At 64.3% G+C, this 20542-nt stretch carries 18 protein-coding genes; 6 read left to right on the top strand and 12 right to left on the bottom strand.

The features are described 5' to 3' along the window. Positions 1–47: 47 nt before the first annotated feature. Both AC4D2M_RS09170 and AC4D2M_RS09165 read left to right on the top strand, forming a co-directional pair. Entirely contained in the window at positions 48–1547 is a 1500-nt protein-coding gene (locus AC4D2M_RS09170; protein ID WP_490891417.1) for a DUF349 domain-containing protein, read from the top strand. Between the two features lie 151 nt (positions 1548–1698). Next, entirely contained in the window at positions 1699–2310 is a 612-nt protein-coding gene (locus tag AC4D2M_RS09165) for a hypothetical protein (RefSeq protein WP_490891416.1), read from the top strand. Here AC4D2M_RS09165 and AC4D2M_RS09160 read toward each other — a convergent pair. The 9 genes from AC4D2M_RS09160 to pdxT all read right to left on the bottom strand — a co-directional run bounded on the left by AC4D2M_RS09160 (position 2307) and on the right by pdxT (position 12464). Continuing rightward, positions 2307–4610, bottom strand: a complete 2304-nt coding sequence (locus AC4D2M_RS09160; protein ID WP_490891763.1) for a RelA/SpoT family protein — start codon at positions 4608–4610, stop codon at positions 2307–2309. The two genes, AC4D2M_RS09165 and AC4D2M_RS09160, sit on opposite strands and share 4 nt — an antisense overlap. Positions 4611–4956: 346 nt before the next feature. Continuing rightward, a complete protein-coding gene (secF, locus tag AC4D2M_RS09155; protein ID WP_490891415.1) occupies positions 4957–5970 on the bottom strand; it encodes a protein translocase subunit SecF in 1014 nt (337 codons plus the stop codon). Then, complete coding sequence (secD, locus tag AC4D2M_RS09150; RefSeq protein ID WP_490891414.1) at positions 5967–7730, bottom strand: protein translocase subunit SecD; 1764 nt, start codon at positions 7728–7730, stop codon at positions 5967–5969. The genes secF and secD overlap by 4 nt, the downstream gene beginning before the upstream one ends. A 67-nt stretch (positions 7731–7797) precedes the next feature. Beyond that, positions 7798–8265, bottom strand: a complete 468-nt coding sequence (locus tag AC4D2M_RS09145) for a preprotein translocase subunit YajC (RefSeq protein WP_490891413.1) — start codon at positions 8263–8265, stop codon at positions 7798–7800. Positions 8266–8506: 241 nt separating this feature from the next. Further along, positions 8507–9628: a Holliday junction branch migration DNA helicase RuvB gene (gene ruvB / locus AC4D2M_RS09140; RefSeq protein ID WP_490891412.1), complete on the bottom strand. Its 1122-nt coding sequence runs from the start codon at positions 9626–9628 to the stop codon at positions 8507–8509. Beyond that, positions 9628–10257, bottom strand: a complete 630-nt coding sequence (gene ruvA / locus AC4D2M_RS09135) for a Holliday junction branch migration protein RuvA (RefSeq protein ID WP_490891411.1) — start codon at positions 10255–10257, stop codon at positions 9628–9630. The genes ruvB and ruvA overlap by 1 nt, the downstream gene beginning before the upstream one ends. Before the next feature lie 136 nt (positions 10258–10393). Beyond that, positions 10394–10966: a crossover junction endodeoxyribonuclease RuvC gene (gene ruvC / locus AC4D2M_RS09130; protein ID WP_490891410.1), complete on the bottom strand. Its 573-nt coding sequence runs from the start codon at positions 10964–10966 to the stop codon at positions 10394–10396. A gap of 30 nt (positions 10967–10996) precedes the next feature. Further along, positions 10997–11755 carry a YebC/PmpR family DNA-binding transcriptional regulator gene (locus AC4D2M_RS09125; protein WP_490891409.1) on the bottom strand — a complete coding sequence of 253 codons (759 nt, stop codon included), beginning with the start codon at positions 11753–11755 and terminating at the stop codon, positions 10997–10999. Next, positions 11739–12464: a pyridoxal 5'-phosphate synthase glutaminase subunit PdxT gene (gene pdxT, locus AC4D2M_RS09120; RefSeq protein WP_490891408.1), complete on the bottom strand. Its 726-nt coding sequence runs from the start codon at positions 12462–12464 to the stop codon at positions 11739–11741. The genes AC4D2M_RS09125 and pdxT overlap by 17 nt, the downstream gene beginning before the upstream one ends. 122 nt (positions 12465–12586) lie before the next feature. Here pdxT and AC4D2M_RS09115 point away from each other — a divergent pair, with 122 nt between their 5' ends. Together AC4D2M_RS09115 and AC4D2M_RS09110 are read left to right on the top strand one after the other, a co-directional pair. Beyond that, positions 12587–13858, top strand: a complete 1272-nt coding sequence (locus tag AC4D2M_RS09115; protein WP_490891762.1) for a DUF1727 domain-containing protein — start codon at positions 12587–12589, stop codon at positions 13856–13858. After that, positions 13855–14595, top strand: coding sequence for a type 1 glutamine amidotransferase (locus AC4D2M_RS09110; RefSeq protein WP_490891407.1), 741 nt, complete (start codon positions 13855–13857; stop codon positions 14593–14595). Before AC4D2M_RS09115 ends, AC4D2M_RS09110 begins: the two co-directional genes overlap by 4 nt. Before the next feature lie 18 nt (positions 14596–14613). Here the strand turns inward: AC4D2M_RS09110 and AC4D2M_RS09105 are convergent, their stop codons facing one another. Beyond that, entirely contained in the window at positions 14614–15873 is a 1260-nt protein-coding gene (locus AC4D2M_RS09105; protein WP_490891406.1) for a CapA family protein, read from the bottom strand. Between the two features lie 124 nt (positions 15874–15997). Between AC4D2M_RS09105 and AC4D2M_RS09100 the strand changes: the two genes are divergently transcribed. After that, a complete protein-coding gene (locus AC4D2M_RS09100; RefSeq protein WP_490891405.1) occupies positions 15998–18016 on the top strand; it encodes a M3 family metallopeptidase in 2019 nt (672 codons plus the stop codon). Beyond that, a complete protein-coding gene (locus AC4D2M_RS09095; protein ID WP_490891404.1) occupies positions 18013–18723 on the top strand; it encodes a GNAT family N-acetyltransferase in 711 nt (236 codons plus the stop codon). Before AC4D2M_RS09100 ends, AC4D2M_RS09095 begins: the two co-directional genes overlap by 4 nt. A 10-nt stretch (positions 18724–18733) precedes the next feature. On the opposite strand, the gene AC4D2M_RS09090 is transcribed toward AC4D2M_RS09095, so the two are convergent. Next, the gene (locus AC4D2M_RS09090; protein ID WP_490891403.1) at positions 18734–19966 is read right to left on the bottom strand and encodes a CapA family protein; all 1233 of its coding nucleotides are present in this window, start codon (positions 19964–19966) and stop codon (positions 18734–18736) included. Between the two features lie 132 nt (positions 19967–20098). After that, positions 20099–20542: beta/alpha barrel domain-containing protein (locus tag AC4D2M_RS09085; protein WP_490891402.1), on the bottom strand; the 444-nt coding region annotated here is incomplete at its 5' end.

Genomic DNA, 20542 nt, shown 5'->3' with positions numbered 1-20542 from the left:
CCGGGAGGCGGCCGCTGCGCCGTCCATCGAGCGAAAGACTTTTAGCGGTGACAAACAGTCAGAAATCCGACGAAACGCCTGTAACCGAAGCGGCCGAAACCGAACAACCCGACGCTGCCGAGGGCCCCTCTGCTCCTGAGCAGCAGGCTGATCCGGCTCCCGAACAGCAGGCCACCCCTGTTCCCGTTCCCGGCAAGCCCGCACGGCCCCGCCCGACGCCGGCCGCCATCGCCCCCCGGTCCAGCGGTCCTGCAGCGCCCACCGTCGTCGCCGCGCCCCCGATCCACACCACTCCGCTGGAAGAAGCGGAGAAGTTCGCCCGCGTCGAAGAGGACGGTCACGTCTTCCTTCTCGTGGACGGCGAGGAGTTCCCCGTCGGTCAATACCCTGACGCACCGCGTGAGGAAGCACTGGGCTACTTCGTCCGCAAGTACGACGACGTCGCGGGCCAGGTGACGCTGCTTGAGCAGCGGGTGCACGCCAAGGCGCCTACAACGGACATGCGAAAGACCGCTGCGCACCTGGCTGAGCAAGTGGCCGAGCGGAAGATGGTGGGCAATGTCCGTGCGCTCGAAGCGCGTTTGGACGCGCTGATCACCCTGATCGGTGAACTTGAATCCGCTGAGAAGGCGGAGCTGGATGCCGCTCGTTCCCGTGAGCTGGAAGCGCGCGAGGCGATCGTTGCGGAAGCTGAGGACATTGCGGGCCGGGATCCGTCCACGGTGCAGTGGAAGGCCAGCAGCAACCGCATGAATGAACTGTTCGAGCAGTGGAAAGCCGCCCAGAAGTCAGGGATGCGGCTTGGACGCGGCACGGAAGACGCCCTATGGAAGCGGTTCCGCTCCGCCCGTACCGTTTTCGACCGGCACCGGAGGGCCTACTTCTCGCAGCTCGACAATGAGAACGCGGAGGCCAAACGCGCCAAGGAAGCGCTGATCCGTCGTGCCGAGGAGCTGTCCACCTCCACCGACTGGGGCCACACGGCAGCCGAGTACCGCCAGCTTATGGACGAGTGGAAAGCTTCAAAGCGGGCGAGCCGCAAGGACGACGACGCATTGTGGTCACGCTTCCGCGCTGCCCAGGACACCTTCTTCGCCGCGCGTAAGGCGGCGAATGAGGCGATCGACGAGGAGTACGGCGCCAACCTCTCGGTGAAGGAAGCCCTCCTGGCGGAGGCCCGGCAGCTCTTGCCGGTCAAGGACGCTACTGCTGCCCGGAAGGTGTTGCAGTCCATCCGGGATCGCTGGGAAGACGCGGGGAAGGTTCCCCGCGCCGACATGGGTCGCGTTGAGGCGCGCCTGCGGGAAGTGGAAGACGCCGTACAGGCGGCCGAGCACGAGCATTGGCAGCGCACCAACCCGGAGACGAAGGCGCGCACCAACAGCGCCCTCAGCCAACTGGAAAGCACCATCGCCTCCCTCGAAGAGGATCTGGCCGCAGCAGAGAAAAACGGCGACGCCCGCCGGATTGCCGCAGCACGCGAGGCGCTCGAGGCGCGGCGGCAGTGGCTGGACATGTTGCAGAAGTCCGCACAGGACTTCTCATAGGCACTGGCGTCCTCAGGCGGGTTCTTACAGGCACCGCACGCTGAGGACGCGAGTCCCGGTCGAACCGTTATCCACAGCGGCTCGACCGGGACTTTCTCTTTGTCGGCATGTTGGAGAAGCTGTATGCATGCCATTCACGCAAGGATCTCCCGTGCAGGGGCGCACATCCGCCCGGCGGGACCTTGCCATCAACTCCACGGGCGGAGTGCTGTTCCATGGTGGAACCCTCTTCAGCCACGTGGAGCTGCAGGCAATGCGGCTTGACGGCCTGATGGTCCATGTGTGCGGAGAGTCCTATGTACGCACGGATCAGCCGTCCACTCCAGCCATTCGAGCGCAGTCGGCCATCAACGCCGTTCCCAGGTCGCTGCATCGGCGGGTAGCGCTCGCCCGCCAGAGCGCAGCGTGGGTGTACGGGTGCGCTCCTGCGCCCGCCGTTGTCAGTCTTGTCACAGATCATCGCCGGCGCACCACCGCTCTTCCCCCATTCAGTGAAGCGGTCATGCATCAGGTGACGCTTGGGCCCTGCGATCTTCACACCATCGGCGGGGTGGACGTAACCTCTCCCCTGCGGACGGCTCTCGACGTCGCAGTGCACGGTCAGGATTCGTGGGCCGTGAAGACGCTGAAGAACATCGCTGCAGCGCCGGAACTGCGCTGCCCGCTGCACCTCGTGATCCTCTCGCTGGAGAGTTCACCACGCGTCCCGGGCAAATCCCGTGCATTGGGCAGGCTTCGCGAGGCTATGCGTGTGAGCCGCTAAATACGGCGCTGAGAGCCTGTGGTGCGGTAGACGTCAAACACTCCGTCGATCCGCCGTACCGCGCTGAGGATGTGGCTGAGGTACTTGGGGTCCCCCATCTCGAAGGCGAAACGGGACATCGCCACCCGGTCAGTCGAGGTGTTCACGCTCGCCGCCAGAATATTCACGTGGTTCTCGGACAGCACCCTGGTCACGTCCGAAAGCAGGCTCTTCCGGTCCAGCGCTTCCACCTGGATCTCCACCAGGAACACGCTCGACTGCGTAGGAGCCCATTCGACGTCGACAATTCGGTCGGGCTGGTCCCGAAGCTCCTGGACGTTACGGCAGTCATTGCGGTGCACTGAGACACCGGAGCCCCGCGTGACGAAGCCGACAATCGGGTCGGGTGGAACGGGCGTGCAGCAGCGGGCCAGCTTGACCCACACATCTCCGACCCCACGTACAGTCACACCGGAGTCGGAGAACTTGGGCCGTCTCGGCTGGGTGGCGACCGTCGCCTCGGCGATGTCCTCTTCAGCGCCGGCGTGGCCGCCCATCAGGGTGACCAAATGCTCGATGACGTTCTGGGCCGAGGTGTGGCCATCACCGACCGCAGCGTACAGCGCTGAGATGTCTGTGTGGCGCAGTTCCTGGGCTACCGCCATGAGCGCGTCGTGGGTCATCATGCGCTGCAGGGGAAGGTTCTGCTTCCGCATGGTGCGGGTCAGCTGGTCCTTGCCCTTTTCAATCGCTTCTTCCCGGCGTTCCTTGGTGAACCACTGACGAATCTTGTTGCGTGCCCGCGGGCTCTTGACGAATCCCTGCCAGTCCTGGCTTGGGCCCGCACCCTCCGCCTTGGAGGTGAAGATCTCCACCCAGTCGCCGTGGTTCAGCTCGCTGTTGAGCGGGACGAGCTTGCCGTTGACACGGGCACCGATAGTGCGGTGCCCGACTTCCGTGTGCACCGCGTACGCGAAATCGACGGGCGTTGACCCAGCCGGCAACGCCATGACCTCGCCTTTGGGCGTAAACACGAATACTTCGCGGGCGTTGATTTCAAAGCGCAGCGAGTCGAGGAACTCGTCAGGATCCGACGTCTCCTGCTGCCAGTCCACGAGACTGCGCAGCCAACCCATATCGCTGTTGTCCGGGGCACCGCTGGTGCCGGCTCCGCCCTGGTTCTTGTACTTCCAGTGTGCAGCTACACCGTATTCGGCGCGACGGTGCATGTCATGCGTACGGATCTGTATCTCGACGGGCCGCCCGCCGGGTCCGATCACCGTGGTGTGCAACGACTGGTACATGTTGAACTTGGGCATCGCGATGTAGTCCTTGAACCGGCCCGGAAGCGGGTTCCACCGCGCGTGGAGCTGGCCAAGGGTTGCGTAGCAGTCGCGCACGGAATCAACGAGGACCCTTACGCCCATCAGGTCATGGATGTCGTCGAAGTCCTTACCCCTGACGATCATCTTCTGGTAGATGGAGTAGTAGTGCTTCGGCCGCCCCGTGATCGTGGCCTTGATCTTGACCGAGCGAAGATCCTCGCCGATCTGGTCCCGGACCAGGTTCAGGTGCTTTTCACGTTCAGGGGTGCGGTCGCCGACCATCCGCACGATTTCTTCGTAGACCTTCGGGTGCAACGCCGCAAACGAGAGGTCCTCCAGCTCCCACTTGATGGTGTTCATACCCAGGCGGTGCGCCAGCGGAGCGAAGATTTCAAGGGTTTCCCGCGCCTTGCGGGCGGAGGACTCCGGTGAGACGAAGCGCCAGGTCCGCGCGTTGTGGAGCCGGTCGGCCAACTTGATGACGAGGACGCGGATGTCCTTCGCCATGGCGACGACCATCTTGCGGACGGTCTCCGCCTGCGCTGCATCCCCAAAGGAAACCTTGTCCAGCTTGGTCACGCCGTCCACAAGCATGGCCACTTCCTGGCCGAAGTCCCGACGGATGTCATCAAGGGTGCAGCTGGTGTCTTCGACCGTGTCGTGCAGGAGGGCTGCAGCCAGCGTGGTCCCGGTCATGCCGAGCTCAGCCAAAATCGTGGCAACAGCTACGGGGTGGGTGATGTACGGATCGCCGCTCTTGCGCTTCTGTCCCTCGTGGCTGCGCTCGGCCACCTCATACGCGCGTTTGATGAACTCCAGATCCTCTTTGGGGTTGTTCGCACGAACGGTGCGCAGCAGCGGCTCCAGGACAGGAGAATAGCCAGTGCTTCCGAGCCCGGCCAGGCGTGCGAGACGGGCGCGCGTGCGCTCCCTCCGGCCGGGGGCGCTCGGCCCCTCGGTGGGAACCGACGACGACGGCCCGGGGCGCACCGGCACAGGCGCTACCACTCGGGTTGGTTGCGCGCGGGATTCAACCCCCGAACCCGTGGAAGGTCCGGTTCCGGACGGGCGTCCGGGACCACTGGCTTCAGCCACCCAAAACCCCACTTCCGTTGCAGTTCCAACCAGCCCCACCGGGACAGGTAAGGCTACAACATGCCACACCCTGGTTGACTATCCAAGTTTATCCACCGCTGGAGGTCTCCCCTACACGTTTTGCCTCGAAACGTAAGGATCAATATTTATTTGGGCCTGAGGCATGCAGAACGGCCCGGCACAAGGATGTGCCGGGCCGTTTCAGGATCCGTGTACGAGCGCTCAGCGCCGCCACGCTGTAGCGCAGCTAAGCCGGGACCGTTCCGGATTCCTTCGCTTCGAGCGAGCGACGATGAAGCACCCGCTTTTCCTGCTTCTGGATTTCCGGCTCCTTCATCCGCAGCATCGCGTACAAAGGGGCAGCGATGAACACGGTGGTAAGCGTGCCGATGATGATGCCCACAAAGAGCGCGAGCGACAGGTCCCTCAGGGTTCCTGCCCCGAGGAGCATGGCACCGATGAACAAGATGGCAGCCACTGGCAGGACGGCGACGACCGACGTGTTGATCGATCGGACAAGAGTCTGGTTGACCGCCAGGTTGACCTGCTCGCCGAAGGTCCGTTTGCTGGAAACGTCCACGTCAGCGGTGTTCTCCCGGATCTTGTCGAAGACCACGACCGTGTCATACAGCGCATAGCTCAGGATCGTGAGGAAACCGATGACCGCCGATGGCGTAACTTCGAAGTCGCTGAGCGAATAGATTCCGGCGGAGGTGATCATGACCACCACGAGCGCCGCCATCGCAGCGACCGACATCTTCCACGTGCGGAAGTAGATCGCCATCAGCGCGGCGGCGAGGGCCACGAACACAATCAGGCCAATGATCGCCTGGCGGCTGACGTCCTCACCCCAGGTCGGTCCCACGAAGTTGGAGGTTACATCTTCCTCAGTGACGTCGTAGGCGCCGATCAGCGCGTCGCGGACGCTCAGGGTCTGGTCATCGCTCAGGCGCTCTGTCTGGATGCGCATGGTTTCCGGCGCAATATTTGTCACGCGCGGAACAGCATCTGGCACAACATCGGTGACGGCCTGTTCGCCCGCTGCAATGCTCGTGTCCTGCACGTTGGACACGGTGAACTCGGAACCACCCCGGAAGTCGATGCCCAGGTTGAACCCGCCCTTGATGACCGGGATGAGAAGCGACAGCAGAATAGCGACGCCAGCGATCGCAAACCACAGGTTCCGCTTCCCCACAAAGGGGTAGGACCGTTTGCCGGTGTACAGTTCATTTCCGAATTCGGCGAAGCTGAAACGGCTCATCGGTTTTCCCCTTTCTCGGATCCGCGTGCTTGCGCAGCGACGGTCTTTTGTTCTTCAGCAGCTTTCCGCTGTTCCGCCAGGCGCCGCTCGGCGATGGTCATCCGCCGTTCGGCCTCTCCTGCAGAGGCCTTGTTCCGGCCGCGCAGTTCCACCGCCACGGGACGCTCGGCAGGCTTGTGCCGCACGCGCCCGGCACCGCGGTAGAACGGCATTGCGCCAAGGCGCGTCGGATCCATTCCCGACCAGCGGTGGCCTTCCCCGAAGAACCGCGTCATGGCGAGCAGACGCATTACCGGGTGGGTGAACATGAACACGACGACGAGGTCGGCGATAGCTGTCAGGCCGAGGGTGAAGGCAAAACCGCGCACGTTACCGACGGCCACGAAGTACAGCACGACGGCGGCAAGCAGGTTCATTGCCTTGGACGCGAGCACGGTTCGCTTGGCTCGCCGCCAGCCGTTCTCCACAGCCGACACCAGACCGCGGCCGTCGCGGAGCTCATCACGGATGCGTTCGAAGTAGACGATGAACGAGTCTGCCGTCTGTCCGATCGCCACGATGAGGCCGGCCACACCGGCGAGGGACAGCCGGTAGTTCTCGGTCCATCCGAGGATACAAATCGCGAGATAGGTGAGTGCGCCGGCGACAACGAGTGAGGCGATTGTCACCAGGCCAAGCATCCGGTACTGGAACAGCGAGTACGCCGCTACGAGAACAAGACCGATGATGCCGGCAATGAGCCCGAGCCGCAGCTGGTCAGCACCGAGCGTTGCGGAGATCTGCTGCTCGCTTTGAATTTCGAAGCTGATCGGCAGCGCACCGTACTTGAGCTGCTCCGCCAGTGCTGCAGCCGATTCCTCGGTGAAGCTGCCGCTGATCTGCGGTCGGCCGTCGGGGATCACAGCGTTGGTGGTGGGAGCGGAGACGATCACGCCGTCGAGCACGATGGCGAACTGGTTCCTCGGGTCTCCCGAGCCGATGGCGAACAGCCGTTCGGTGACCTCACGGAAGGTCTGAGTTGCCTCATCGTTGAAGTCGATGTTGACAACCCACTCATTCAGGGTCTGGCCCTGCGCACTGCGGGCCATACCGTAATCAGCAGACTCAATCTCGGTGCCACGAACCTCAACCGGTCCAAGGATGTACTTGCCCTGGGTATCCGGTTCACAGGCGACCATGGGCTGATCAGCCGGAGCCGGCTCCACTGCAGGCTGCAGGGCCTCTGGACTGGTGCAGTCAGTGGATTCGAATTCCTGCAGGACTTCGGGCGTGATCCAGTTCGGGTCGCTGGCGTTCGTGGGCTCCGCAGTCGGTGTCGGCAGCTGATCTTCCGGTGTCGGCGTTTCAGCCGCCGGAGCCAGCCCGGGTCCACCGAGCAGTACAGGCCGGAACTCCATCTGGGCGGACGCCTGGATCAGTTCACGTGTCTCCGGTTCAGGTATGCCCGGCAGCGCGACGATCACATTTCGTCCGGACTGGGTGCTGATCTCTGCCTCAGCCACACCGCTGCCGTCGACACGCTGGCGGATGATTTCAACCGCCTGGTCCAACTGCTCGGGCGTGATCTCGTCACTGCCTCCCTGAACCTGCGGCGAAAGAATCATCTGCGTACCGCCCTCGAGGTCGAGGGCAAGCTTTGGTGTCCAGCTGGCGTTGCTCCACAGCGAGCCGCCGCCGAGCAGCAGCGCAAGGAGTGCGAAGACTACGCCGAGCCACACGAGAGTGCGTTTGGCGGCGGAGCCTGGGCCTGTTCGTGCCATGGTGCGTGAATCCTTAGGTGTTGGAACTCGAGACTTGACTTCGGCCATCGGGGCGGCCGAATCAGGATTACTGGTCTTTGTCGTTTCGGTTGCGGGGGTTCTCCCGATTCAACCGCTCAACTGTTTCCTCTGGAGTCTCCTCGCGAAGGGGACGGTCCGCGTCCGTGTCCGCGGTGGTCAGAGACGACGCGTCATCGGGAACCGTGTGCTCTTCCTCAACCACAGGCTCCGGAGTAACGACCTTGCTCAGCGTTTGGGTGTGAACGGTGGCGGTAACACCGGGCGAGATCTCAATGAGTGCCTTGTTGTTGTCATCATCGAGCGAGACGATGGTGCCGAACAGCCCGAAGTTGGTCATGACCTCGGTACCCGGAAGCATCTGGGTACGCTGCGCGGCGACCTCCTGCTTCATCTTCCGCTGCTTGCGGAACATGGTGAAGATCAGGAAGGCGAGGGCCAGCGGAAGGAGCAGGCTGAAGATATCAAACCCGCCACCCGTTGTCTGAGTGGTCTGGGCAACTACATTTGCGAGCACAGAAAAAATCCGTTTCTATATTTGGTCAGCGCAGCCGGACGCCATGCATGCGAACCGACACTGAGTTCCGCGGCCACGCACGGTCTGCGGGAGTACTGCTTTCAGGTATCGACTCCGCGGCCCCTGTTTTCGCAAAGACGAAAACGGAGCAGGGAACCTTCAACAGCGACTCCGTAGCATTTGACCGCGCGGTGTGCCACACGTCATATCAGTCTACGGTGAACACGGAGCAAGTTACGCACTAGCCCTCGTTGCGGCTCCACCCCGTCTCAGCACCCATCCCGCTTTCGATCTCCGGAACGGAATCCTCCTGGTACACGGAGAACAGGTCCTCCGGCATGGCAGCGGCCACTGTGGGAGGCATGGCGAGCCCGAGGTGCTCCCACGCAGCCGCGGTGGCGATGCGTCCGCGGGGGGTCCGCCCAAGCATTCCTTCCCGGACGAGATACGGCTCAGCGACCGTCTCAACCGTCTCGGGTTCCTCCCCCACCGCTATGGCGAGGGTGGACAGGCCAACCGGCCCGCCGTTGAACTTTGTCACCAATGCGGTCAGGACAGCCCGGTCCAGACGGTCAAGCCCTTTGGCGTCCACCTCGTACATGTCCAGCGCGGCACCGGCGCACCTGGCATCGATGACATCCACGTTGTTCACCAGAGCCCAGTCGCGCACCCGGCGCAACAGCCTGTTCGCGATTCTGGGTGTGCCCCGCGACCGCCCGGCCACCTCGGCAAAGGCCGCGGAGTTGACCCTCATGTCCATCATCATTGCCGAGCGCCGGAGTACGAGTTCAAGTTCGGCCGTGGAGTAAAACTCCAGATGCCCTGTAAAGCCGAAGCGGTCACGCAGGGGTCCAGGCAACAATCCGGCCCGCGTAGTCGCCCCGACAAGGGTGAACGGTGGAAGGTCCAGCGGAATCGCCGTGGCACCCGGTCCCTTGCCGACGATAATGTCCACCCGGAAGTCTTCCATGGCCATGTAGAGCATTTCCTCGGCTGGGCGGGACATACGGTGGATCTCGTCGAGGAACAGCACTTCACCTTCGGTGAGCGAGGAAAGAATAGCCGCGAGGTCGCCGGCGTGCTGAATGGCGGGGCCGGAACTGATGCGCAGCGGTGCGTTCATTTCGGCCGCGATGATCATTGCGAGGGTGGTCTTGCCAAGCCCCGGAGGCCCGGAGAGCAACACATGATCAGCGCTCCGGCCGCGCATACGCGATGCTTCAAGAACCAGTGACAGCTGGCGGCGCACTCTGGTCTGACCGACGAAGTCGTCCAGGTTCTTGGGGCGGAGGGCTGCCTCGACCGCGCGGTCCTCGGGGTCAACCGAGGGAGAAACAAGGGGCTGTTCCTGATCTTCCGCCATCAGTTCACCGAGGCCCGTGCCGAGCTGCGCGCCCCGTCCTGGCCAAGCCTACGCAGGGTGAGTTTGAGGATGGAACCGACATCACCGGTTGCTGCAATCTCCGGCGATTCCTTCACCGCCGAGTCGATGGCTGAGCCGGCGTCCTTCTCCGACCAGCCCAGGCCCATCATGGCGGCGAGGACCTGGGACTGCCAGGCGCCCGCTGCTGTGGTCGGGGAGTCCGTCTCGAGCGGAACGAGCTTGTCGGCGAGTTCAAGCACGATGCGCCGGGCGCCCTTGGGTCCGATTCCGGGTACCTTGCTGAACGCCTTGTCATCCCCCGAGGACGCGGCCGTCCGGATGGCGGCCGGGGGGTGAACCGCGAGGACCGCAAGCGCCAGCCTGGGGCCCACTCCACTGACTCCGAGCAGGGTTTCGAAGACCTCCCGCTCCTCCGGATCAGTGAATCCAAAGAGGGTCATGGAGTCCTCGCGGACGATCATCGAGGTGAAGACCCTAGCCTGGCTGCCCAGACGGAGGGTGGAGAGGGTCTGGGGAGTTGCCTGTACCTGCATTCCGAACCCGTTGACGTCGAGAACGGCCGAGTGCAGGCCTACATGGCTTACTGTCCCGGTCAGAGAGCTGATCATGTGTGCGGCTCCAGGAGCTGAGGATGGAAAGGAATATCACCGAACATATCTACGAATCAGCGTACGGGCAGGGACCGACTATTTCGTTTCCGCCACACCGGGACCAGCCATCGGTGCCTGATCCGCAGGCGGCAGCTCAGCGCCGTCGTCGCGCTTTGGCTTCAGCCTCTGCCCACAGCCGTTGGGCTGCGGTCTGTCCGGAACCGCCCTGCGTCCTTACGGAAGCGGATGACCCCGTGCGCCAGGCGTGCGTGATGGCAAGCGCAAGAGCGTCGGCAGCATCCGCCGGCGTGGGCGCGGAGGCGAGCCGCAGAATCTTCGTAACCATCTTGGTGACCGCCGCCTTATCGGACTGACCGTTGCCGGTCACGGCGGCCTTCACCTCAGTCGGCGTATGGAGGGCAACCGGAATCCCCCGGCGCGCAGCAGCCGCAATCACCACCCCGGAAGCCTGGGCGGTTCCCATCACGGTGCTCACGTTGAGCTGGCTGAAGACGCGTTCGACGGCGAGAACGTCCGGTGCGTGCGTGTCGAGCCAGATGTCCACCGACTCCGCAATCATCAACAGCCGGCGGTCGAGAGTGTGGTCCGAGGGAGTGCCGACCACCCCGACCGCCACAAGCGTGGCGCGACGGTTCGGCTCGACATCGACCACAGCGAGCCCGCAGCGGGTGAGCCCGGGGTCAACCCCCATGACGCGCAGCGTCACCGGTGTTGACCCGGGCGCGCGGCGACAGAACTAATCGTCGCTCTCCAGCTCGGCCATGACGTCCTCGCTCAGGTCTGCGTTCGAATACACGTTCTGGACGTCGTCAAGCTCTTCGAGCGCGTCCACCAGCTTGAGGAACTTGCGTGCCGCGTCTGCGTCAAGTTCCACCTGCATTGACGGGACAAATTCAATCTCATCGGTCTCGTACTCGATGCCGGCCCCTTCGAGCCCCGCGACGACCGCGCGCAGGTCAGTCGGTTCGGAATGAACATCGAACGAGTCGCCGGATTCCTTGACTTCCTCGGCACCGGCGTCGAGGACGGCCATCAGGACATCGTCTTCCGAGAGGTCATTCTTCGGCAGCGAGACAACGCCCTTGCGTGCGAACAGGTACGCAACGGAGCCGGGATCTGCAACCGTACCCCCGTTGCGGGTGATGGCGACGCGGACCTCTGACGCTGCACGGTTCTTGTTGTCCGTCAGGCACTCGATGAGCAGAGCGGATCCCTGCGGTCCGCGCGCTTCATAGATGATCTCGGAGTAGTCGACGACCTCGCCGGTCAGGCCTGCGCCGCGCTTGATCGCACGGTCGATGTTGTCGTTGGGCACAGAGGTCTTCTTGGCCTTCTGTACGGCAAGTTCCAGCGCGGGGTTACCGGACATATCCGCACCGCCGGCGCGGGCAGCAACCTCAATGTTCTTGATCAGCTTGGCGAAGGACTTTGCGCGCTTGGCGTCAATCACGGCCTTCTTGTGTTTGGTGGTAGCCCATTTAGAGTGCCCCGACATGCTCTGCCCTTCTTTTGGCGATCATCGATAGGAAAAGCTCGTGGATGCGGTGCTCACCGGTGACCTCCGGATGGAAGCTGGTGGCGAGCAGGTTTCCCGAGCGGACTGCGACAATTCTAGCGACCGGCCGCGCTTCATCCTTGTCGGCGTCGCGGCCGGCTCCGTGTTCTGCGGGCGGCGTATCCGGTGCGTCGACCTGTGCAAGGATCTTGACCGATTCCCCGACCTTCTCCACCCACGGTGCACGGATGAACACGGCGTGGACGTCAGCGCCGTCGCCTGGCAGCTCATCGAACGGCAGGTCCGTCTCGAAGGACTCGCGCTGCCGGCCGAAAGCATTGCGGCGGACTACAATATCCAGCCCGCCGAGCGTCTGCTGCGGGTTGCCCTTCAGATCCAGCGAGGGATCGGCGATCGTGTCCGCCAACATGATCATCCCCGCACAGGACCCGTAAACCGGGAATCCGTCCCGGATGCGCCGGCGCAGAGGTTCGGCGAGGTCGAAGGCGCGGGTGAGCTTGTCCATGGTGGTGGATTCACCGCCGGGGATGATGAGGCCCTCGGCCTGCTCCAGTTCGCTGGCACGACGGACCGGAAAGGCTTCTCCGCCCAGGGATTCGATCACCCGGATATGCTCGCGTACATCACCCTGCACGGCGAGAACGCCGACGCGCAGGGCGGAGCCTTCGGAAGGAATGGTGGAAGTCACCACTCCATTCTAGTTTGGCGCGGGGCGGTCCCTGCGAATCGGCCTTCATTGCCAATGCCTCGGCCACAGACGTCATGCCTGTGCGCCGTTCAAAGCACGATAAGTTAGAGACCATGTCTGGTCTGTCTAGCTTGAGCGTGCCCCTGGGCAAAACAGTTCGGGCACTTTCGCGTCTGCGCGGCGGTGGTTCGGCATTCCCGGGTCTGGTGGTTGAACGCATCGACCCCGGATTCATGGCGCGGGCCCTACGGAACCTGCCCAAGGGTGTGATTGTCGTCAGCGGGACCAACGGGAAGACCACTACCACCAAAATGGTGGTGGAACTCCTTGAGGGCCAGGGCTTGGAGGTCTTCACCAACCGTACCGGCAGCAATTTCACCCGCGGGGTGGCAGCCGCGCTCCTTGGCGAGGTCGATTGGCGCGGACGGCTCAGCGCCGACGTCGCCGTTCTGGAACTGGACGAGGCACATGCCGTCCACTTCGTAAACCTGGTTCCCCCGACCCATTGCTTGTTGCTCAACGTCCTCCGGGACCAGCTTGACCGCTTTGGCGAAATCGACAAGACCACGAGGCTGCTGGAGCAGATCGCGGTGAAGACCACGGGAACCGTAGTGCTGAACCGGGAGGATCCACGGGTTGCCTCGATCGCGTCATCGGTGCGGGACGCTTCTGTGGCCTACTTCGGACTGGACGAGTCGCTCAGGGACACGTTCCCCAGCGACGACGACCTCCGCGGTGCCACGGGCACAGCTCCCGCCTCGAGCCTGCCGGCCGACGTCGTGCTTGAGTCGGTGAATTCAAACACTGCGACGTTCCTGATGGACGGTGAGGCAAGCACCGTGGACCTCACCCTCCGCGGGGTCTACAACATCTTCAACGCCGCTGCGGCGCTGGCAATGGCCCGGATCATCCTGGGCGGTGAATCCAGGCGGGACGCGATGCTGCGCTCGCTCGCAGCGGTCGAGCCGGCTTTCGGCCGTGGTGAGTCCCTGGTGGTGGACGGGCAGCCCCTGGAGCTGGTCCTCGTGAAGAATCCGAGCGGCTTCCGGCTGGGCCTGAAATCCTTCGACGCGGTCGGCTACGCGACGATGATCGCCATCAACGACAACTACGCGGACGGCCGGGACATGTCCTGGCTCTGGGACGTCGATTTCGACAGTCTGGCGGCCGGCGGAGTTGAGATGGTCAGCGGCGTCCGTGCCTATGACATGGCGCTGCGCCTCCAGTACGACGACGTCGCCGCCCGGGACATCGACCCTGACACCGGATCAGCGCTGCGCACCTTCATCCGCAGCGCGAAAGGCCGGCCGAAGCGGATCTTCTGCACCTACACCGCGATGCTCGCCATCCGCAGGGACCTGTCCAAAATTACTGACGTGAAGGTGGTCTCATGAGTTCCGCTACTCCGGCCAGCAAAGGCACCCTGCGGATCCTGCAGCTGTACCCGCGAGATATGAACATCTACGGCGACTGGGGCAACGTACTGGTGCTCAAGCAACGCCTTGCGTGGCACGGGTACGACGCTGTCATTCTCGAACACAACGCCGGTGACACATTCCTGGACGACGCGGACATCCTGATCGGCGGCGGCGGGCAGGACAGCGGGCAGGTAGTGATCCAGCAAGACCTTCAGTCGAACGCAGCGCGCCTTCGGGCGCTGGCTGAAGACGGTACGCCGATGCTCGCGATCTGCGGCCTCTATCAGCTCTTCGGGAAGTTCTTCAAGACCCATGACGGCACGGTGATTCCCGGGATCGGCCTCCTGGACATCGAGACGCACGGCGGCAGCGAACGGCTGATCGGGAACGTGGTGGCCCGCAGCGAGGAGTTCGGCGACATCCATGGCTACGAGAACCACAGCGGGCAGACTTTCCTCGGTCCGGGTGTCCGGCCGCTCGCCACGGTGACCAAGGGCGAGGGGAATAACTCGACGGACAACCATGAAGGGGCAAGACACCTCAACATCGTCGCCAGCTACCTGCACGGCTCCCTGCTGCCGAAGAATCCCGCAATTGCCGACTTCCTGATTGGTGAGGCTGCCACCCGCAAGTACGGCTCGTTCGAACCCGGTGAGGTGGATGACAGCATTGCCGAGCTCGCACGCCGGCACGCTGCCGCACGTCCGCGCTGAGCTTCGCCCGCAGGCCGGTCAGTCTTCCTCGGACACCAGCCACTGGTGTGCGCCGTCGTCGGACGCTCCGAAGGTGTCCACCGTCGCCAGGGTGCGCGCCTTGACCGCCGCTTCATGTTCGGGGCTTGAGCAGGCACCGGGCTCCTGATCCGGGGCGAGCGAGCACCAGCGGTACGGGTCACGCACAATGACCGAGGGAAGCCAGGCCAGGTCGCTGACCGTCCACTCCCCCGACTCGTCGGCCGCGAACTGCGCCCGGATGGTGAGCCCCTCGTTGTTGACGTCATACACCGGCGACAGCTCAGTGACGCCGTTACCGAGTCCGTAGACAATCCAGGTGTCGTTGTAGTACTCGATCGGCAGCACGGAGTGCGTGTGGTGGCCGTAGATGAAGTCCACCGCGCCGCTGTCCGCCAGCGCGTGGGCGAGGTCGACCTGCTGCTGGTTGGGCAGCGAAGCATATTCGTCGCCGGCGTGGATGGCGGCGATAACGACGTCGGCCCCCTCCTCGCGAGCCCTCTCCGCCTTCGCGATCATGGTGGGTCCGTCGAGCATGTCCACCTGCCACGGGAACTCCGGAGTCAGTCCGTTGAGCCCGTAGGTGGATTCAATCACCGCAACCCGCGCCGCCGGCGTCTCAAGGATCATCAGCTCCTGGGCGTCTTCTTCGGTGCGGTAGGAGCCCGTGTGTTCCAGCCCGAGCCGGTCGAGCGTGTCCAGGGTGCGTACCAACCCCTCCGTGCCGGCGTCGATTGTGTGGTTGCTGGCAGTCGTGCATGCCTGGTAGCCGACAGCTTTCGCTGCGTCGAGGATCTGCGGGGGAACGTTGAATTGCGGGTAGCCGCTGAACGGTCCTTCCGGTGTGGCCACCGGCGTCTCCATGTGGCACACCGCCAGGTCGCTGGCCTCGATATACGGGCGTTGTCCGGCGAGGAGCGGCTCGAAGTCGAGGGAGCCCTTGCCGGTCTGCTGCGCATCGACCGCGGCCTGCTCCCACAGCTGCGGGTGCACCAGCAGATCGCCGGAAGCCATGAAGGAGAAACAACGGTCGGTGGGGCAGTCAGGCCCCTTCCCGGGCGTCGGCTCCGGTGTGGGCTCGGGAGCTTCGGAGGTCGCCTGCGCAGTTGCAGGCTCGGAAGAGGCGGAGGGCGCCGTCGTCGTTGGTTCCGCGCCCTGGGTAGTAGGCCCCTCGCCTGCGCCCATACAGCCGGAACTGGCGAGCGTGGAAGCCAGCACCAGCGCTGCCCATTTGCCCCGGAATAGAGTCTTTTGAGACACGAAGACCTCCCTAGATGTGACTCCCAATGATAGGTGCGACCCGGGGTGAAACCACGGAGAAAACACGGTGGAAACGCGCATACCTGCTGGAGCGGCGCTGCGCGTTATGCCAAGGTTGGTTCCCATGAGCAACCCTTTTCTGAACCCGAGCACGCTGCCGTACCAGCTGCCGCCTTTCGCGCGGATCCGCGAGGAGGACTTCCTGCCGGCCTTCGAAACCGGTATCGATGAGCACTTGGCCGAGATCGATGCGATTGTTGCCAATCCCGAACCCGCATCCTTTGACAACACGATTGTGGCGATGGAACGCGCGGGTCAGGCCCTTCGCCGGGTCGCCCTGGTGTTCCACAACAACTCGTCCTCGCACTCCACCGAGGGAATTCAGGCGGTGGAGAAAGAGATCGCGCCCCGTCTGGCCGCCCACGAGGACAACATCTATCTCAACGCTGCGCTCTTTGAGCGGGTGAACGTTGTCGAAGTCTCCGGTCTCGACCCTGAATCCGCTCGTCTGGCCGACGAGTACCGGCAGCGCTTCATCCGTGCCGGCGCACAGCTCGACGGCGGCGCACAGCAGCGACTGCGCGAACTGAACGGCGAGCTCTCCCGCCTCGGCACCGAGTTCGGGCAGCGGCTGCTCCGTGATACCAATGCCTCGGCCCTGCTTGTGGACGATGCGTCCGAGCTCGATGGCCTGTCCGCAGACGACATCGCCTCCGCCCGGGACGCCGCCGAAGCCGCCGGTCACGACGGCAAGTACCTTCTGACGCTCATCCTGCCCACGTCCCAACCGGCGCTGGAATCACTGACCAACCGGGACACCCGCCGACGCCTCCACGAAGCCTCCATCAACAGGGGTTCCCGCGATAACGCGGACAACACCGTTGGTGTCGCAGCAAGCATGGCAGCACTGCGTGCCGAACGGGCGGCCCTCCTCGGCTTCGCCAACCACGCCGAACTGGCCACGGATGACCAGACCGCGCCATCGCTGGACGCGATCCACGACATGCTCGGCAGGCTCGCGAAACCGGCCGTCCGGAATGCGCGAGCGGAGGCCGAACAGCTTGAGGAAGTCGCCGGCCATCCGATCGAGGCCTGGGACTGGTCGTTCTACTCGGAGAAGGTGCGGGCCGAACGGTATGACGTCGACCTCGCCGCGCTGCGCCCCTACTTCGAGCTCGACCGGGTATTGAAGGACGGGGTGTTCTTCGCGGCGAACAGGCTCTACGGACTCACGTTCCATGAACGGGAGGACCTGCAGGGCTACCACCCGGACGTACGGATCTGGGAGGTCCGCGAAGAGGACGGCTCCGAGCTTGGACTCTTCCTCGGTGATTACTACACCCGCGACACCAAGAACGGCGGTGCATGGATGAACTCCTTCGTGGAGCAGTCACGGCTGGCCGGAACACGGGCCGTCGTCGTCAACAACCTCAACATTTCCAGGCCGCCGGCGGGCGAGCCCACACTGCTCACCTTCGACGAGGTGCGAACCACTTTCCATGAGTTCGGACACGCGCTGCACGGACTCTTCTCGAACGTCACGTATCCGCTGTTCTCCGGCACCAGCGTGCCGCGGGACTTCGTCGAGTACCCCTCGCAGGTCAACGAGATGTGGATGCTCTGGCCCGAGGTAGTGGGCAACTACGCGCGCCACCACCAGACGGGTGAGCCACTTGCGCAGGACACGATCGACAAACTCGTTGCTGCCCGGCAATGGGGTGAAGGTTTCGCCACGACCGAGTACCTTGGAGCCGCCCTCCTTGACCTCGCATGGCACGAGCTTTCGCCGGGAAGCACGGTGGAGAACCCCCTTGCGTTTGAGACGCAGGCACTGCGCGACGCCGGCGTGGACTACGCACCGGTTCCCCCGCGTTACCGCACCGGCTATTTCAAGCACATCTTCGCCGGCGGCTACTCAGCGGCCTACTACGCCTATATCTGGAGCGAAGTGCTGGACGCGGACAGCGTCGAGTGGTTCAAGGAGTCGGGCGGCCTTACGCGGGAGAACGGGGAGCACTTCCGCCGCGAGCTGCTCTCCCGGGGTTACAGCGTTGATCCGCTGCAGGCTTTCACTGCATTTCGTGGCCGGGCAGCAAGCATCGAACCGCTGCTCGAGCGTCGAGGCCTGGCTGAGCACTCATGACCACGATCGCCGGTTGCCAGCGGCTGCAGCGGACCTGGTTCGCCGCAATGGCGGAGGCGACCGGCGGCCGGACCTTCTCCACGCACGAATGCGACTGGATCTGGCTGCCCGCGCGGCGCGAGCTCATGCTGATGTTTCCCACCTCCCTGTCCCCGGCGGGCCTCCGGCCCGGACTCGCTGAGGGTGTCCGGCTCGGAGCCCGCACCGTTGGGGTGTGGCTCAATGGGGCCGTTCGGGGCCGCGAGCTGGTGGGCTTCGGGTTTGAACCCGGCTGGCAGCCATGGTGGATGAGCGCCCCGGTGAGCGCCGTCAGCGCGTTCGATACTGCCGGCACGTCCGTGACGGCGTCGGTGCCTGAATATTCCGGCGCTCCGGCGAAGGAGCTGGCGCTCGCCCGCTGCGAACCGGCAAGAGCCTGGCACGCGGAAGCACGCGAGCAGGGAGACCTTGCGGGGGCGGCGTACTCCTTCTACGACGGGACCGACAACCCGCGGGCACTCGGCGGGATCTTCAACATGGAGGTGCTCCCCCAGTTCCGGCGCCGCGGACTGGGCACCGCACTGCTCGCGTCAGTCACACAGCAGGCCGCGGCAGCGGGAGCGCGGGAACTTGCTCTGAACGCCACGCCCGAGGGCTACGAGTTGTATTCGCACCGCGGCTTCGAGCTCATCGGCCGCGGGCAGACCTGGTGGCTCCAGCTGGCGTGAGCGGCGCGCATCATTCGCCCGACCACTCGACGGCGCCCGCTTCGGCAGCGCCCATGGACTCCACGGTTGCCCTGGTGCGCTCCCTGCTCGCCGCGTCGGCTTCGGAGGAAACGCAGGCTGTTCCGTCCGCGGCCATCTGCTCCAGCCTGTAGGCGGCGACCGGGCACCAGCGGTGGCCTGGTCCGTTCCAGGTGGCAGGAAGCCAGCGGAGGTCGGCGGCATGCCACCCGCCGTCGTCGTTCTGCTCGAAGGAAACTTCCACCAGGAGGCCCTCCATGTTGCGGATGTCCGGCGTCAGATGGGCGGCGATGGTGTTACCGAGGCCATAGACAATCCACACACCGTTGTACTTTTCGACGGGCAGGACGGAGTGGCTGTGGTGACCGTAGACCAGGTCGAATTCACCGCTGTCCACCAGCGCGTGCGCAACCTGCTGTTGCTGGGCGTTGGCGTAGTCGGCGTACTCGTCGCCGGCGTGAACCGCCGCCAGTACGACGTCGGCACCGGCCTCGCGGGCGAGCCGCGCCTTGGCGATCATCGAGGCAGGGTCAAGCAGGTCAACCTGCCAGGGGAATTCCGGTGACAGCCCGTTGAGCGCATAGGTGCCCGTGATGATCGCGACCCGGGCGTCCGCCGTCTCGGCGATCAAAGGCTCAGCGGCTGCCTCGGGCGAGCGGTAGGAACCCGTATGGTCGAGACCTGCACGGTCCAGGGCGTCGAGCGTGCGGTTCAGACCGGCTGTCCCGGCGTCAAGAGTGTGATTGCTTGCGGTGGTGCAGGCGTCGTAGCCCAGGTCCGCTACGGCCTCCGCGACCTGCGGTGGGACGTTGAAGGCGGGAAATCCTGAGTACGGGCCCTCGGGATTCGCCAGTGGTGTCTCCTGGTGGCAGATCGCGAGATCCGCGGGCGCCACGTACTCTTCCTGCGCTGAGAGCATCGGTCCGAAGTCAAGATCGCCGCCGCCGTCGACTGCCGCCTGCTCCCACAGTCTTTCGTGGAGGAGGAGATCCCCGGTCAGCACCACGGTGGTGGATGGAGGTGGCTCTTCCGGACTCGGTGACGCGGATGCGTCCTCCGGCGGGCTTGAAGGTCCCGATGACCGTGCGGGCGACGACGTCGGCACTGAACCACTGTTCTCCAGGCCTGCGGGCGCTGGAACGGTTGCGGAACCCGAGCACCCGGGAACCAGCAGCAACGCCGCAAGTACTGCTGTCTGAATGATGGAGGTGGGACGACGGCTCACACGGTCAGCCTAACGCCGTAGCCGGCCGTCAGACCCATTGTCGCGGCGAACCGCGCCGACGACGAAGGGCCGGACGCCGGATAGTTTCCAGGCGTCCGGCCCTTCACAGGACGGGCATTTTTCCGGCAGCGTTTACCAGCCGCGTTCGGCGAGGCGGTGCGGCTGCGGGATCTCCTCAACGTTGATACCGACCATAGCCTCGCCCAGGCCCCGGGAGACCTTCGCGATCATGTCCGGATCATCATGGAACGTGGTGGCCTTCACGATCGCCGCGGCACGCTCAGCCGGGTTACCGGACTTGAAGATCCCCGACCCCACGAACACACCATCAGCACCAAGCTGCATCATCATCGCCGCATCAGCCGGAGTAGCGATACCCCCGGCGGTGAACAGCACAACCGGCAGCTTGCCCGCAGCAGCAACTTCCTTCACCAACTCATACGGAGCCTGCAGTTCCTTCGCAGCAACGTACAGCTCATCCTCCGGCAGCGAACTCAGCCGCGCGATCTCCGAACGGATCTTGCGCATGTGCATGGTCGCGTTGGACACATCCCCGGTACCGGCCTCACCCTTCGA

The organism is Arthrobacter sp. TJ-270, assembly GCF_058269075.1.
This window is presented reverse-complemented; position numbering and strand designations above follow the sequence as displayed.

Bases quoted from the DNA above. Each gene is read 5' to 3' on its own strand.
- secF (WP_490891415.1), bottom strand. From the start codon at position 5,970: ATGAGCCGTTTCAGCTTCGCCGAATTCGGAAATGAACTGTACACCGGC.
- secD (WP_490891414.1), bottom strand. From the start codon at position 7,730: ATGGCACGAACAGGCCCAGGCTCCGCCGCCAAACGCACTCTCGTGTGG.
- ruvB (WP_490891412.1), bottom strand. From the start codon at position 9,628: ATGGCGGAAGATCAGGAACAGCCCCTTGTTTCTCCCTCGGTTGACCCC.
- ruvA (WP_490891411.1), bottom strand. From the start codon at position 10,257: ATGATCAGCTCTCTGACCGGGACAGTAAGCCATGTAGGCCTGCACTCG.
- AC4D2M_RS09125 (WP_490891409.1), bottom strand. From the start codon at position 11,755: ATGTCGGGGCACTCTAAATGGGCTACCACCAAACACAAGAAGGCCGTG.
- AC4D2M_RS09110 (WP_490891407.1), top strand. From the start codon at position 13,855: ATGAGTTCCGCTACTCCGGCCAGCAAAGGCACCCTGCGGATCCTGCAG.
- AC4D2M_RS09100 (WP_490891405.1), top strand. From the start codon at position 15,998: ATGAGCAACCCTTTTCTGAACCCGAGCACGCTGCCGTACCAGCTGCCG.
- AC4D2M_RS09095 (WP_490891404.1), top strand. From the start codon at position 18,013: ATGACCACGATCGCCGGTTGCCAGCGGCTGCAGCGGACCTGGTTCGCC.